This window comes from Leptospiraceae bacterium, assembly GCA_015075105.1.
Taxonomy (GTDB): Bacteria; Spirochaetota; Leptospiria; order Leptospirales; family Leptospiraceae; genus JABWCC01.
The window spans coordinates 1,343,439-1,358,067 of the sequence record JABTUZ010000002.1; the positions used below are offsets into that span (position 1 = coordinate 1,343,439).

Sequence of the window (14,629 nt, forward strand, 5' to 3'; positions counted from 1 at the left end):
TTGAAAGAAATTAGAAATTAAAAATATGAAAAAAGCATTAATATTGTCGGGTGGGGGAGCAAGAGGCGCATACCAAGCCGGAGTTTATAAATATTTAGAAGAGAATAATTTTATACCGGATGTTATTTGTGGAACTTCTGTAGGAGCGATCAATGCAACTGCAATTGGTTGCGGTATGGACTATAAAAAATTAATTGAACTGTGGAAGTCTATTGAAGTCGGAAAAGTTTTACAGTATTCGATATGGCACAACATATTGGATATATTTTTTCGCAGATTTTCTCCACTGGCAGATACTACACCACTGAAAAATCTAATGTATCAAGAATTGGATTTTAGAAATCTAAGAAAAAATAAACAAGAAATTATCATTACAGCAGTAAATATTTTAACTTCCGAGCTTGTTTTTTTTGGGAACAAAGACATAGACATAGAGCACGTAATGGCTTCTTCTGCGATCCCATTATTCTTTCCTTGGCAATATGTAGATGGAAGACCTCACTGGGACGGGGGTCTTATGGCAAACACTCCATTGCTTCCCGCAATCGAAAGAGAAGCAAAAGATATAATTGTAGTACTTCTATCTCCTGTAGGTGGTGTTCAGATGAATATTCCTAAATCAAGGGTCGAAGCATTGGAGAGAGTTTTTGAATTATCTTTGATTGGCTCTTATCAAACTATTCGTTCCGACTTAAGTTATGATAAAAGCTCTATCAAAAAAAATGGAGCCTTTAGCAATATGTTAGATTTTTTTAAATCAAGACCTGATATTAGAATTCGTTCTGTAGGACCAAAAAATTCATTGGGGATGAAAAGTATCTTAAACTTTAGTCTTGTTCAAGCAGATTATTTGATTCAAAGAGGATACGAAGACGCAAAAGAACAACTCGGAAAATTATAATGGATAGGCTAACTTCAAAAAATGGTTTTTTTACCGACCCAAAAGGAAATATCATATTTTTAAGAGGAGTAAATTTTTCAGGCAGTGCCAAAGTTCCCACTACACCTGATGGAACAACTCATTACGATCAAAGCCAAAGTTTTGATAACCATAGAGACGTTTCTTTCATAGGAAGACCGGTTTTAGAAGAAGAAGCCGATGAGCACTTTAGAAGACTAAAGAAATGGGGTTTTAATTTTTTACGATTTCTTGTGACTTGGGAAGCAATCGAGCACAAAGCACCAGGAAAATACGACGAAGCCTATTTAAACTATATTGTAAGAATGGTAGAGCTTGCAGGGAAGTATGGATTTTATTTATTTATAGACCCGCATCAAGACGTTTGGTCCAGATTTACCGGTGGAGATGGCGCACCCGGTTGGACATTGGAATCTGTCGGAATGGATATTTCTAAATTTAGAAATTCTGATACTACTATTGTTCACCACGAAATGGGTAGTAAATACAAAAAGATGGTATGGCCTCTCAACTACCAGAAGTATCCAACCGCTACAATGTTTTCTCTCTTTTTTGGTGGCAAAGTGTTTGCACCAAATTGTAAAATCGAAGGAAAAAATATTCAAGACTATCTCCAAGACCACTTCATCGCAGCTATATCCCGACTTGCAAAAAAATTGTCTCGATTTAAACATGTTGTTGGGTTTGACTCTTTGAACGAGCCTCATCCGGGTTTTATTGCAAGAAAAAATTTGGGAGAGTTTGAAGGAATCGGTTTTGGAAGTCTAATCGGCTCAACCCCATTTCAGGAAATGTATATGTCTGAAGGAATATCGTCTAACGTACACAATCGACTTTTCTTCGGAAATCTAAGTATTCCGTTTAAAAAAGTTGTCTTAAACCCTAAGAAAATTTCTATATGGAAAGAAAAATTTGGCTGTGTTTGGAAAAAACACGGAGTTTGGGAGTTAGATCCGAATGGAGCCCCCATGCTTTTGAAACCAGATTACTTTTACAAAGTTCGAGGAAAAAAACTTGAGTTCTTTAATGACTTTATGAAACCTTTTATTCAAAAGTATAAAACTTCTATTCAGAAATCTCAAAAAGGATTTTTTATTTTTATAGAGAGCGATCCGAGTAAATTAGAATTAAATTGGTCGGAAAGTTACAAACCGAGCCATGCTTCTGTTGTGAATGCAACCCATTGGTACAATGTTGTACTTCTTTTTACAAAAAAATATTTTGATTGGTTCGGAATCCATAATTTTAAAGAGAAAATTGTTTTTGGAAAAAATAAAACGAAAGAAATCTATGCCGATACAATCAAGATGATAAAAGATATGTCGAAAAATTCGATGATGAATTGTCCAACCGTAATCGGAGAAACAGGAATTCCCATGGATCTGAACAATCGAATCGGATATACGAATAAAGACTATTCTATGCACGAAAAGGCGTTAGACGAAATCCTATACGCTGTCGAAAAAAATCTTGTCAATGTCACTCTTTGGAATTATACCCCTGATAATACCCACAGTCTTGGGGATAGGTGGAACGAAGAGGACTTATCCATCTACTCGATGGATACTCCTGTGCATGTTGACCCGGATGGAGGAAGAGGGGTAAGAGCTTTTTCAAGGCCGTACCCGATAAAAACAAACGGTGAGCCTTTGTCGATTTTGTTTGAAATAGAGAAAAGCCTTTTTAAATATTCATTCAAGGTGAATCCAAAAGAAGAAGGGCAGTGTACTATTTACCTGCCTCCAATCCACTATAAAAATGGTTTTAAAGTTCTCGTAAATTCCGGCAGTTTTTCCTATTCAAAAACCGACAATTTGCTCTACTTCAAAGGAACAAAAGGAATTGAGCTATATGGAATCACAATTCTTCCAGAAAAATGACTTTTCAATCATAAGGCTGAATAAAAATTAGTATTCAAAAACTATTTAGAGGATAAATCACTTATGAAAAAAATTTTATTTTTAATCGTAGTAGTTGGCTTTGTTTTGACAATGAATTGCAAAGGTAGTTCTGTAAGCTCTGCAGAATGCGAGCCTATCGTAAATAAACTATTCGAAAATCTATCTAAGGAATTGAAACCTGAAGAAGCTGAAAAAGTGTCTATGATGAAAGCTACACTTCTTCCTACAATTCAAAAAGAATGTATGTCCGGCAAATACGACTTAGATTGCTTATCAAAAGCTACAAATATTGCTGCATTGCAAGCGTGTAAAAAATAATTTCTATTTAGAGATTAATTTAAAGAGCCTGAAGCTGTCAAAAGCAGTTTCAGGTTTTTTAATTTTTTTCAAATAGAATTACTCTAATACATAAAAACCTTTTGAGTCAGTATAACAGCCGTGCACCCTATAAATTTTTTCTTTTAAGAAGTATATTTTTTGAGCGTATCTTTCCTTTTTACGGATACACTTTAAACAAATATCAAACCGAATTGCCCACTCACATTCTTCAATACGATAAATCGGAAATATTCTCAAAAGTGGCTTTGACTCTTCTTCAGCAAATAGACTAATAGAACAAAAAGCAATTGAGACTATTGAGTTTACGATAAATAATTGGCGTACCCGCAAGATAGATCAATTGTACTTTTTGAAATAGTTGTACATCACGAATCTCATAAACGGGTGGTAGCAATCTTTTGATATATGCCCGCCATCTGCAAAGCTATTGCAATAGTATTCCTTGGTGTTGTCCATATCTAAAATTTCAAAATTGTATGTAGAAGTTAGTTTCTTTGTTTTCTCTTCCCAATTAGTAACAAATTTTGAGCTTTTCAATTTTTGTTGCATCGGAATCGAACTTTGAGGCCATACGATTAGCAATGGAATTTTCTCGCTTGCAATCTTTCTTAGGATTTCTTCAAAAAAGTAGTATTGCATTTTAGAATCTCGATAATTTGAAAAAAGCCAATCAATAGTCCTTTGGCTTGTAGCTTCCAAAATTCCAAAATCTTTTTCGACATAGTTTTCGATTGGAGAAAGTGCATTTCCTTTGTTGTCCAATAAAAATTTCTTGGTAGTTTTACCCATCTCTGCTACTGCAATAAACCTCGGATCACTTAATCTTTTTAATGCAACATTCAAATAGGGTTTATTTTTACTAACTCCAAAAAAAGTCTTTCCAAGATAAAAACTCAAATTATCTTTACCGAAAGCGGTTGCGTATTTGAATACAAAGGGAAGATCAAAACTATAGGTAAGATTGGAACCACGAAAAACTTTTGAGTTTTCGTTAAATTGGTTTGGGTCTGTTTCGAGCAAGATCAGATCTGGCCGGATTCCGTTTTCTAAAATTTTTTCTAAATAGAATAAGTAGTAAGCAGGTGTAGTCACCGCAGAAGAAAAATTATAAATATCCCAATCAGGATAAAAGTCAGAAAGGTCTTTCGCATCAAAGTACAAAAGCCTTGACGATCCAAGTACAATCATGAGTTTTTTCTTTCTACTTGAATTTTCCTTAACAAGGTTTTGTAGTAATGTCTTTTTTGTTTCGTAATAGATATAGGTAAAATCTGTCTTTAAATAAGACTTCACTTCTTCTAAAAAAAATATTTTATCAAATAAAAAAATTATCGTGAATAAAAAAATCGGATACAGTAAAAATTTATTTTTTCTCATGCTTTTTCACAAACTCTAAAATTTTTGGATATACATACAAGTCAAATTCCTCGTTTACTTTCTTTTCCCCTTTAGTATTGTAATGAATAGACTCAGAAAATAAATTGTATGGATAGTCATTTTCAGGAAATCGCAAATAGATTGCTTTTGGAGTTTTTGCAACTTCCTCATGAATAGCGTTATACACTGACTTATAAAATGGGGTTGAGTTTAGCCCTATTGCATGAGGAATTTCAAGAACTACAACAGGAAGTTCTTCCTTATTGCAATACTCTAAAAATTCCTTGAGTGGGTCTATATTGAATTCTGTTTTCTGCATCGCTGCAATATATGGCTTCATATTTTCAAGAGAAGAGGCATCTTCCGGTGCAAGAAAAAATGTCCCGAGGTTGATTTGTCCGTTTGTCTTACTCACCATTGTTTCAATAATTTTATTTCTCTCCACATTCGGAGGTTGAATATTGTTGAACTTATGTAGCTTCAATCCGGAAAAAAACTTTTCTATTCCTTCTCTATATTTTACGGATAATAACAGCTCAGGAATAGATTCCTTCATAATAAAAAAAAGCTCTTCACCTTTGTATTGCTCAAAATTTTCTTTCATAGAAAATAAATTCAATAGTCTGTGCTTGTATTGACTCCAGAGTGCCTTGTCTGTGTGAAATGACAATCCCTTAGACAACTGAAACTGTTCTGGATCGGCAGCCCATATTACCATCTTTGGCTTTGGATGGTTGTCTAAATATTTTTTCAAATAGAATTTAAAATACCTCGGACCTGCTGCGGGAAGGCTAAAATTGTACATGGAATATAAAGTTTTCTCGCTTTTTTTCTTACCAAAAATAGAAAGAGATCGACTGTCTCCATACATTACAAAATCAAAACTTTCATTTTTATTTTCAGCGATCTTTCTTTTGTATGTAGTAAAAAATGCTCCACCACTATCGATATAGTAAAGGTTGGGGATAAAGTGAAGGCTAACTTCCAATGCGATTACAACAAGTATCACAAGATACAGTGCAGGAGTTTTTTTAAAATACGAAATAAATAAATTCATTTTTATTAAAATTCCCCAAAATCAAAATAGAATAAAACATCGCAAGATACGCTATAGTTCTTACACCTGTACTTAGCTTAAAAATAGAAAATTCGTCATTTGTCCTGTATTGGTGAATCTCTATTAACACGAGTAAGAAAATTATTTTTAATACTTTCTCAAACAATATAGGGTCTATTAACCCAAACTCAAAGAATAATTTTTTTAACAATAGAAATGAAACCGAAACCTCTGACGCTCTAAAAAATACCGCAGATATTGCAAAGAGACCAACCGTAAAAAATATTTTTATGATGAGCTTACCATTTTTTATGAATCGAATATTGTCTCCCCCAAGTTTGGGGATATAGGGTTGCATGATTCTGTACAGACTCGTAAGAATACCACCATAAAGCCCCCAAAGTACAAAGTGCCAACTCGCACCATGCCAAAGCCCCGAAACAAAAAAAGTAATGATATTGTTTGCATGTTGCCGAAATACGCTGACCTTACTTCCACCGAGAGAGTAATACAAGTAATCTCTAAGCCAAGTCATAAAAGAAATATGCCATCTCTTCCATAGGTCAACAATGTTTGAAGAAAACATCGGTAGATTAAAATTTCTCATAAGCTCAAACCCCATGAATTTAGAAAGCCCTCTGGCAATGTCTGAGTATCCTGAAAAATCTCCGTAAATCTGAAAAAAGAAAGCCCAACAAGCAATAAACACTTCAAAGCCAGTGGCGCTTTTATTTGAAAAAATCGGATCTACAATAAACGAAAGATTGTCTGCCACAAATACTTTTTTAAAAAAACCGAGTAAGCAAAGAAAAGCACCTTTTTGTAATTCGTCATAACTAATTTTTCTTTCGCTTAACACTTGCGGAAGTAGTCTTGTCGCTCTTTCAATAGGTCCTGCTACAAGCTGAGGAAAAAATGAAACGAACAGAGCGAAGTCAAAAAAATTTCTGACAGGCTTCAACTCTCCTCTGTAAACATCAATAGTGTAGGACATTGTTTGAAAAGTATAAAATGAAATTCCAAGCGGCAAAGCGTAATTCAACAAAACAGGGTTTACACTAAACCCAAGACCGCCTAACGCATCTTTTGCGCTAACCACAAAAAAATTGTAGTATTTGAAAAATCCTAAAATACCAAGATTAGAACAAACGCTTAGGGTAAGATAAAGTTTTTTTCTCTTTAAATTATCACTTGAATTTTCAATTCCAATAGAAGCAATATAATCAATTACACTCGATACAAAAAGTAGCACTAAATAACGCACATCCCAATAGCCATAGAAAAAATAACTGGCTACAAGGAGCATGCGATTTTGAACTTTATGGGTTGTTTTTAGATATAAAAAATATACGATTGGGAAAAATAACAGAAAATCTAATGAATTAAATATCATTGCTTAAAAATTATGCCCGTATAGCAAAGAAAAACCCGGCTATACGAGATTACAAGAGATATATGTCAAACGATTAGAAATTTTTCACCAAGATAAAACTTCATGCACTACAGTGGACATCAAACTGCAATCATCGAAGATTTTCTTTTTTTCTTTAACGCACTAAACCAATCATCTGCTTCTTTTTTATAGGAAACTAATTTCTTCAAATAGTCTCTCTTTTCAGGATTTAAGATTTCTCTTGCTTCCTTTATAATCTCTTCAATTATTTTTATATGAAACGTAAAATAACTCGTGAATAAATTATAAAATTTATCATCAGACATTTCCCACGGTCTTGAAAAAATATCTTGAGAGAAATTCTCCAAGTCCTTGAAATCTGTATCATGGTCTCTTTCGTAGTGAGTATTAATAATCGCTACATTATCTGTTATGTCAGTCAATTGCTGAAAATATGGTTCTAATTCCGGGAAGTCCAAAGCTCATACCTTCCTAAAAAAAATTACTACAATGTCATGTTTTTAAAATGGCTTAAACTTTCAACTTATTTTTAGGAGGAACAACTCCATTCCATTTCCCAAGAAATTCTTTTAGTTTTTCTACCTGATCGTCCCAGCCGGCTTTTGCGCCCAAAACCCAGTTGTCAAATTTTTCTAAAATGGGGTAGCCGGAATTGATTAACTCCAACTTAGAGTTTTCACCATCTTGGATAAAGTTTAGCTTCAATTCTATATCTCCCGCAGGGTGATCCAACCACTTCAATTCAATACTTTTTCCGGGCTCAATTGATTTGTATATACCATTTGTTGTATATTCTCCTTCATTTCCGAATTTCCAGCTCCATGAAAATTTTTCACCGAGTATCGGACGACCGGTTACTTTATCTGCAAGCCATTGAACCAAAACTTCGTTTACTGTCACGGCATTCCAAACCCTGTCAATTGGATAGGGGATAGAGTAGGTCAATTTTAAATCTCTCGTATTCATAGAATCAATGGAAATCTTTATACAATTTCTTGAAAAGAATTTTCTCTAATTTCGCAGGAGCAAAAAGCCTCATCCATTTTACAAAATTACCAGACTTATCCATAGTTACAAGCCTAGATCTTGGATTTTCTACTGCTTGCAACATAGCCTGTGCGACCTCTTCTGGAGTTTTAATCTTTCCGTGGTGTTGGCTTTCGTCTAACGTATTGCCTTTTGCGTCTAACCCGGAAGTTCTTAAATTTGTTTTTGTGTAAGGTGGACAGAATAAAATCGACCGCACTTTTTCTTCCATAAGCTCAATTCTAAGAGATTCAAAAACTGCATGCAAAGCTGATTTAGAAGAAGAGTACGCCGATCTACCCGGGATCCCATACAATCCGGATACAGTTGAGGTAGTAATAATCACCCCTTTTGCGGCTTTAATCAAAGGAAGTAAAAGCATAGTCAAGTGAACTGTGCCAAAAAAATTAATATCGAAAGTTTTTCTAAACACTTCTATTTTCGTTTCATCAAACCTGCCGTGAGTCGTGATCCCTGCATTATTGAAAAGTACATCTAAATTTTCGGTATTGGAAAATACTTTCTTTTGTAGTTTTTTTAAATCCTTATCTGAGCTAATGTCGCATTGAACAGGTACGATTTCTGCCATTCCTTTTGAAACAACCGGCAAGTCTTTTGCAACCGCAAAAATCTTACACGGAATCGTTGACAACACATTTGCAAGAGCGAGTCCGATTCCACTGGAAGCACCGGATATTAGTATAGTTTTAGTTTTCCACAAATCAAGTTTCATAATTTAATGAATAACTTGAATTGGTCGAATATTCTTACAAGTCGTTTTTGCAAGAGTATAAATAAATTTTGGATACAAAATCAAAATATATTCTTTCTCAAAACAAAAAAATAATAGGAATAAAAACATAAATTTTCATTATAACTTTTGAACCTATGAAAGAGTTTACTTGGTTAATTGGATTTTTATTTTTATTTAACTCTATACTATCAACCTCAGAAATACCAATCCCTATCATAAAAGCTGCGGAAAAATATCGATCAGAAAGAGAAAAGCTAAAAACGTACCAAGTCGAGCAGGAAATCTTAACAACAACTATCGTTCAAAATACTTCTGAATCTCAAACAGAAAAACGAAAACAAATAGGGTATTTTGTCTCACCAAATAAATACTACTTTCTTATCAAAGAAAAAAAAATCAATGGGATAGAGCAGGAGATATACGGAAACTTAGAGAAAACCGAAAGACAAAAAAATGATTGGTTATCCAAAAATGGGATGTCTCTATTTCGATTTCAGGTTATTTCTTATCACGATAACTTTATAAAATACTCTGTCACTCCCAAACAAACCAAAAGCCACAAAAATGAAAAAGGAGAGATTTGGATAAGACTAAAAGATTACAGAATTAAAAAAATCATCTCTGAGCCTGTTTTACTTGGAAAAGAAATTCAGAGTTATCAATTGAGTTTGAACTTTGAGGATGAATTAGAATTTCAAGAGCCAAGCCAATCCATTCTAAATGTAGTGTTACGAGAAAAAGATACGATAAAAAAAATCCGAATTCAGGCTGATTTCAGAAAATATAAATTCAACACTCCCATCCCTTCTTCTATAACGAGATAATAAATAATACAACCCCTAAATATCTTGACAATCCCATTCAAGTTCAGAAAATAGAAACATGTCGCAAAAACGGCTCACCCTTCAACTGATTTCCTATATTACAAGTCGAATCAACTCTACAGATGATTTGAAAGAACTGCTTGGAAATATTATGGACACCACCAGAGAAATTTTGAACACAGAGGGTTGCTCACTACTTTTGTACGACAAAGAATCGGACTCTCTTATTTTCAAAGTAGTGAAAGGAGACAAAGGAGAAAATTTGTCTGACCTGAAAGTCCCCCGTGGAAAGGGAATCGCAGGGTATGTACTGGAAACTTTAGAATCTATAATTGTAAACGATGCAAAAAATGACCCTAGGATTTACAGGAACATAGACGAAAAAGCAGGATTTCAAACTAAAAATCTGATTTGTGTACCAATGATTGCACAAGGAGAGATTCAAGGAGTACTGGAAGCAGTAAATTCTATCGACAGGCAATTATTTGAAGAAAAAGATATTCAATTATTAAAATACCTATCTGACCTTGCAGCAATCGCAATCAGAAATAGAATCCTGATCGATGAATTAAAATCCAGAGTAAGTGAGCTGGACTGTTTATTTCAAATCAGCCAAGCTCTATCTTCTATTTCTGACCTTGATAAATTTTTAGAGCTCGCAGTAAAAACAATTTCAGAAGTGTTATCGGTAAACAGAGTGTCGATTGTTTTTAAAGATCCGAATTCTGATTTTTATAAGGTGTCCAATTCTTCAGGATTTTCTTTAGACGAAGACTCTGCTATAATTTCATCTTCTTCAAATATTATTACAAAAGTACTCAAGACCGGTGAGCCTATTTTAGTAGAGAATACAGAGCAATCAGAATTTAATTATTCAAGACCGGAAATTTACCAAACAAAATCTTTTCTATCCGTCCCTATTAAGAATGATACCGAGGTAATTGGAGTTCTAAGTGTTGCGGACAAAAAATCAAAGCAAGCCTTTGACCTTATGGATTTACGGGTAGTGACAACTATTTCAAATCAAATATCAGATGCGTATAACGCACTTCTCGTAAAAGAACAAAACGAAAAATTAGAGGCTATCGACAGAGACATGCAGATAGCCTCTGAAATTCAAAAATATTCTCTACCTAACATTCCTAAAAAAATCGGTGAATTAGAAATCGAAACATTTTATGAGGCATCGAAAGAAATTGGAGGAGACTTCTATGACTTAATTTATCACAACCCGGAAGAAGTATCTATTATCATCGCAGACGTTTCCGGGAAGGGAATTCCAGCAGCGCTATTTATGGAGTTTTCAAAAACAATTATTGCCCAAGAAACAGCAAGATGCACCTCCACAAGTCAAAGTCTTGCCAACACGAATTATTTAGTCAGAGAAAGATCCGGATATTTTATGTTTGTAACACTCATGCTTATTCGGATCAACTCTAAAACCAAAAAACTACTCTACTCCAGTGCAGGTCACAATAGACAATTGCTTTACAAGTCAAAGGAAAAAAAAGTAGAATTTCTATCAGGGAAGGGAACTCCTCTCGGAATTGGGGAATCTGTTTTTTCTGAGCATACCGTAAATTATTCCACAGGAGATTTGATCTTACTCTACACAGACGGAATCACCGAGACAGAAAACGAATCAGGGGATTTGTTTGGAGAAGAAAGACTTGTCAACCTAATTGAATCCAATGGCGATTTACCAATTGGTGAGTTGAAGAAATTGATTCGCTCTACTACTCAAAATTTTCAAGGAAAAGCCGAGGTTCACGACGATTATACTTTTCTATTAATGAGACTCTAATGAAAGTTCTTGTTTTCAACACCTGCCCTGAAATCTCTGGTAAATAAAAGAATTTTATTAAAAAATCAGGTCAAATAGATATGAAAGTAAAAGTTGGTATATTAGGCGCAACCGGATCCGTAGGACAAAGATTTGTTCAACTCTTAGAAAATCACGAATACTTTGAAGTAGTTTCTCTTGCTGCTTCAGAAAAAAGTGCCGGGAAAACTTACGAAGAAGTTATGTCTTCCAGATGGAAAATTTCCTCTGATATTCCTGACTACGCCAAAAAAATCAAGATTGTTCTTCCAAAACCTTCTGAAACCCCCGGAGTTTCCATTGTGTTTTCAGGGCTTGATAGCGATATTGCAGGAGAAGTAGAAACAGAATATGCAAATGCGGGGGTTCTTGTAATCTCCAATTCTAAAAATCATAGATACGATAAAAATGTTCCTATACTTTCTGCCGAAGTCAATCCAGACCACCTAAGCGTGTTAGAATTCCAGAAAACAAAAGGAAAAATCATTACAAATTCCAATTGCACGATCATGGGAGCTACAATTAGTTTGAAACCCATTTATGATAACTTTGGCATTGATTCCGTTTTTTTTGTATCCATGCAAGCAATTTCTGGAGCCGGTTATCCGGGAGTACCGACTATGGATATTTTGGGAAACGTAATTCCGTATATTTCAGGTGAAGAAGAAAAAGTTCAATTAGAGCCTTTGAAATGCCTCGGAAGAATTGAAAATGGGCAAATTGTAAACGCTTCCTTTCAGATTTCTGCTCACTGCAATAGAGTGCCTGTTTTTGACGGACACACAGTATGTATTTCTGTAAAATTAAAATCAAAAACCACAGAATCCGAAATAAAAAAACTCTGGGAAAATTTTTCGGGAGAGCCTCAAAAGTTAAACTTGCCCTCAGCTCCAAAAAAAGCTATTCTTTATAGAGAAGAGGCAGACAGACCTCAACCAAGACTCGACTTGAATACAGGAGGAGGGATGACTACCGTAGTTGGAAGGTTGAGACAGGATCCGATTTTTGACTTCAAATATGTTGTTCTAAGCCACAACACTATTCGGGGAGCCGCAGGTGCAGCTATCCTGAATGCAGAGCTTGCTTACAAAAAAGGATTAGTCAAAATAAATTAGAAACATTGTAAATTTTTCTTAGTTAAATAGAAATTTAACTAAGAAAAATGCCGAAAATTGAATTACCAGTCCAACAATCAAGTAATATTGGGACAAACCGGTTAGTGCAATTATGTTAGATAATAGTTTACAAGAGCTAAGAGTATTGGATTTCCCGACTGCATTGCAAACTGTGCAAGGTTTAGAATCAAGAGGAGATTTTCAGTACAAGGGAATTCATAAAATGTTCAGCCTCACAGCAGAAATGGCTGATAAATACTTAGCAAATAAAATCTTACCGACAGCCGATCAATTAGCAAAAGATGTAGGCTTAGAAAAACAAAAAGTTGACCTATTCATCAAAGAGCTTTGCACAAAATACACTCCTCCCATTTTCCGTATGATTTCTACAGTGGAATTTGATTTGACTGCACAAGATAGTTCAGGTACAATTTCTTCCTTTTTAAAATCTAAAGTTGTTTTTTGTCGTCCTTCTCATTTAGATTCTGGCTCAGCCCACAGATATGTAAACTACTCAAACGAAATTAGTGTAAATGCAATAAAAAAATGGATCACAAATCACAGGAAACCACCTTCAATAGAAAAATTAAGAGAAGTTCTATTCGCAAAAATTGAAGCCAACAGACTTTCAGACACATACGCGTCATCCGAAATCGAAAAGCTATTTTCCAATCCTTTTGACGAAACAAAGGAAATGAAAGAAGTTACCATAGCCATTAATTTACGACCTGTATTAAAGGATCTTGTAGAAGGGAAACAACTCTATGTTTTCAAAAATGAAAATGCAATCAAGGCAAGAGGACGAACTGTATTTTTTTATAATAACAAAGATGAAATATTTAATCGAATGCGAATTTATGCGGAGTTTCTTGAAACTAGAATTATCCCAGACTTGCAAAATATAGGCGTAATCGGAAGTTTATCTAAAGAAGAAAAAGAAGACTTTGCAAACCTTGGGAATCTTGCTTTGCCATATTTAAACGAATCTTATGGTGATCAGAAAACAATTGTTCAGGAGCTTTTGATTCTTTCTGATTTTTACAAGAGCTATCTAGAAGAAAAAGAAAAAAAAGAGAAGAAAGAAAAAATCACTGAGATCATTTCTATTTTAGAGAATACAGGGAAGATAGTGGATGTGTCCCAAATTAAAATCAAAGGAGAGCCTATCGACAGAGATTTAATTTCAGCAATTTCTTCAAACGAAAATATTCTGTTTACGGAATACGCAGATAAGGGTAGAGATTATTTTGAATACCTCCTCCATAAAAATTGTGTTCCTCAAGCAGTGGCTATGGCAAAAAAAACCTATAACTCATCTAAGAACGATACAGAAATCAGAATTCTTTCCAGAATGAATGTTATGGATATTTTAGACACCGAGCAAAAAAAAGAATTTGAAGATTTAGAATCCACAAGCTTTTTTAACTATCTCCCATTTTTTACAAAAATTTGGAGAAGTATTTTCGGTTTATTTAAAGTAAGCAAGCAAGAAAAAGAGCAGATCAAAGCAAGACAAGAAATTTTACAAAGACAAAGAATTGCTTCTGGGAAAATCAAAAAGTTGGAAAGAGAGAAGGCAAAAATAGTAGCAAGCCGAATGAAAGAAGAATCTTTTGAAGAAAATCCAGATGAATCAGAAAATATTGTAGAAAATTCTACGAACACTGAAAATGATCTACCTATGAATGCAGACGAAGAAAAACAGGTAAAAGAATTACTGCAAAAAATTATTGACCTTTTAGACGACGCATGGAATGCGGGAGAATATCCAGATAGAACATATCTACTACAAAAACTTGGAAGCTCTATGACCGAAGATGCTTTCGTCATGTTCTTAAAAAAGCATTCACAAAAGGAAATTTACTCTTATCAAATTCGGTCTAAAGCAAACCCGGATAAATATCCTTGGCCAATATTGATTAGCCGACATTATCTAAAAAGATTTGGAAGAAAACTTTTAGATAAAGCAAAAAAAGAATCAGACGAGCAAAGAAATAGTCTTATGCCAAACCAAGAAAAATTCGATCTATCTAGTTCACTCGAAGAGTTTCTAGAAAGAATCCTACCAAAATTATAAGGCT

Annotated in this window: 13 protein-coding genes; 7 read left to right on the top strand and 6 right to left on the bottom strand. The window is 34.3% G+C overall.

All coding sequences use genetic code 11. The annotated features are described in order from the left end of the window. Positions 1-25 precede the first annotated feature (25 nt). From HS129_16290 to HS129_16300, 3 genes are all read left to right on the top strand, one after another. Entirely contained in the window at positions 26-901 is an 876-nt protein-coding gene (locus tag HS129_16290; protein ID MBE7413595.1) for a patatin-like phospholipase family protein, read from the top strand. Then, the gene (locus HS129_16295; GenBank protein MBE7413596.1) at positions 901-2,799 is read left to right on the top strand and encodes a cellulase family glycosylhydrolase; all 1,899 of its coding nucleotides are present in this window, start codon (positions 901-903) and stop codon (positions 2,797-2,799) included. The genes HS129_16290 and HS129_16295 overlap by 1 nt, the downstream gene beginning before the upstream one ends. A gap of 63 nt (positions 2,800-2,862) precedes the next feature. Continuing rightward, a complete protein-coding gene (locus HS129_16300) occupies positions 2,863-3,138 on the top strand; it encodes a TIGR04454 family lipoprotein (protein MBE7413597.1) in 276 nt (91 codons plus the stop codon). 357 nt (positions 3,139-3,495) lie between these two features. Here the strand turns inward: HS129_16300 and HS129_16305 are convergent, their stop codons facing one another. The 6 genes from HS129_16305 to HS129_16330 form a co-directional block, all read right to left on the bottom strand. Continuing rightward, positions 3,496-4,536 carry a DUF1574 domain-containing protein gene (locus HS129_16305; protein MBE7413598.1) on the bottom strand — a complete coding sequence of 347 codons (1,041 nt, stop codon included), beginning with the start codon at positions 4,534-4,536 and terminating at the stop codon, positions 3,496-3,498. Beyond that, positions 4,523-5,593, bottom strand: coding sequence for a DUF1574 family protein (locus HS129_16310; GenBank protein MBE7413599.1), 1,071 nt, complete (start codon positions 5,591-5,593; stop codon positions 4,523-4,525). The genes HS129_16305 and HS129_16310 overlap by 14 nt, the downstream gene beginning before the upstream one ends. Beyond that, complete coding sequence (locus tag HS129_16315) at positions 5,568-6,986, bottom strand: MBOAT family protein (GenBank protein MBE7413600.1); 1,419 nt, start codon at positions 6,984-6,986, stop codon at positions 5,568-5,570. The genes HS129_16310 and HS129_16315 overlap by 26 nt, the downstream gene beginning before the upstream one ends. Before the next feature lie 119 nt (positions 6,987-7,105). Then, positions 7,106-7,465: a PLU-1-like domain protein gene (locus HS129_16320; protein ID MBE7413601.1), complete on the bottom strand. Its 360-nt coding sequence runs from the start codon at positions 7,463-7,465 to the stop codon at positions 7,106-7,108. A 52-nt stretch (positions 7,466-7,517) separates the two neighbouring features. Beyond that, the gene (locus tag HS129_16325; GenBank protein MBE7413602.1) at positions 7,518-7,973 is read right to left on the bottom strand and encodes an SRPBCC domain-containing protein; all 456 of its coding nucleotides are present in this window, start codon (positions 7,971-7,973) and stop codon (positions 7,518-7,520) included. Between the two features lie 4 nt (positions 7,974-7,977). Beyond that, complete coding sequence (locus HS129_16330) at positions 7,978-8,766, bottom strand: SDR family NAD(P)-dependent oxidoreductase (GenBank protein ID MBE7413603.1); 789 nt, start codon at positions 8,764-8,766, stop codon at positions 7,978-7,980. 155 nt (positions 8,767-8,921) lie between these two features. On the opposite strand from HS129_16330, the gene HS129_16335 reads away from it, so the two are divergent. From HS129_16335 to HS129_16350, 4 genes are all read left to right on the top strand, one after another. After that, on the top strand, positions 8,922-9,611 hold the full coding sequence (locus HS129_16335; protein ID MBE7413604.1) for a hypothetical protein: 690 nt from the start codon (positions 8,922-8,924) through the stop codon (positions 9,609-9,611). 58 nt (positions 9,612-9,669) lie between these two features. Further along, entirely contained in the window at positions 9,670-11,415 is a 1,746-nt protein-coding gene (locus HS129_16340) for a SpoIIE family protein phosphatase (protein MBE7413605.1), read from the top strand. Between the two features lie 80 nt (positions 11,416-11,495). After that, positions 11,496-12,548 carry an aspartate-semialdehyde dehydrogenase gene (asd, locus tag HS129_16345; GenBank protein ID MBE7413606.1) on the top strand — a complete coding sequence of 351 codons (1,053 nt, stop codon included), beginning with the start codon at positions 11,496-11,498 and terminating at the stop codon, positions 12,546-12,548. Positions 12,549-12,660: 112 nt separating this feature from the next. Next, complete coding sequence (locus HS129_16350) at positions 12,661-14,625, top strand: hypothetical protein (protein MBE7413607.1); 1,965 nt, start codon at positions 12,661-12,663, stop codon at positions 14,623-14,625. Positions 14,626-14,629 lie beyond the last annotated feature (4 nt).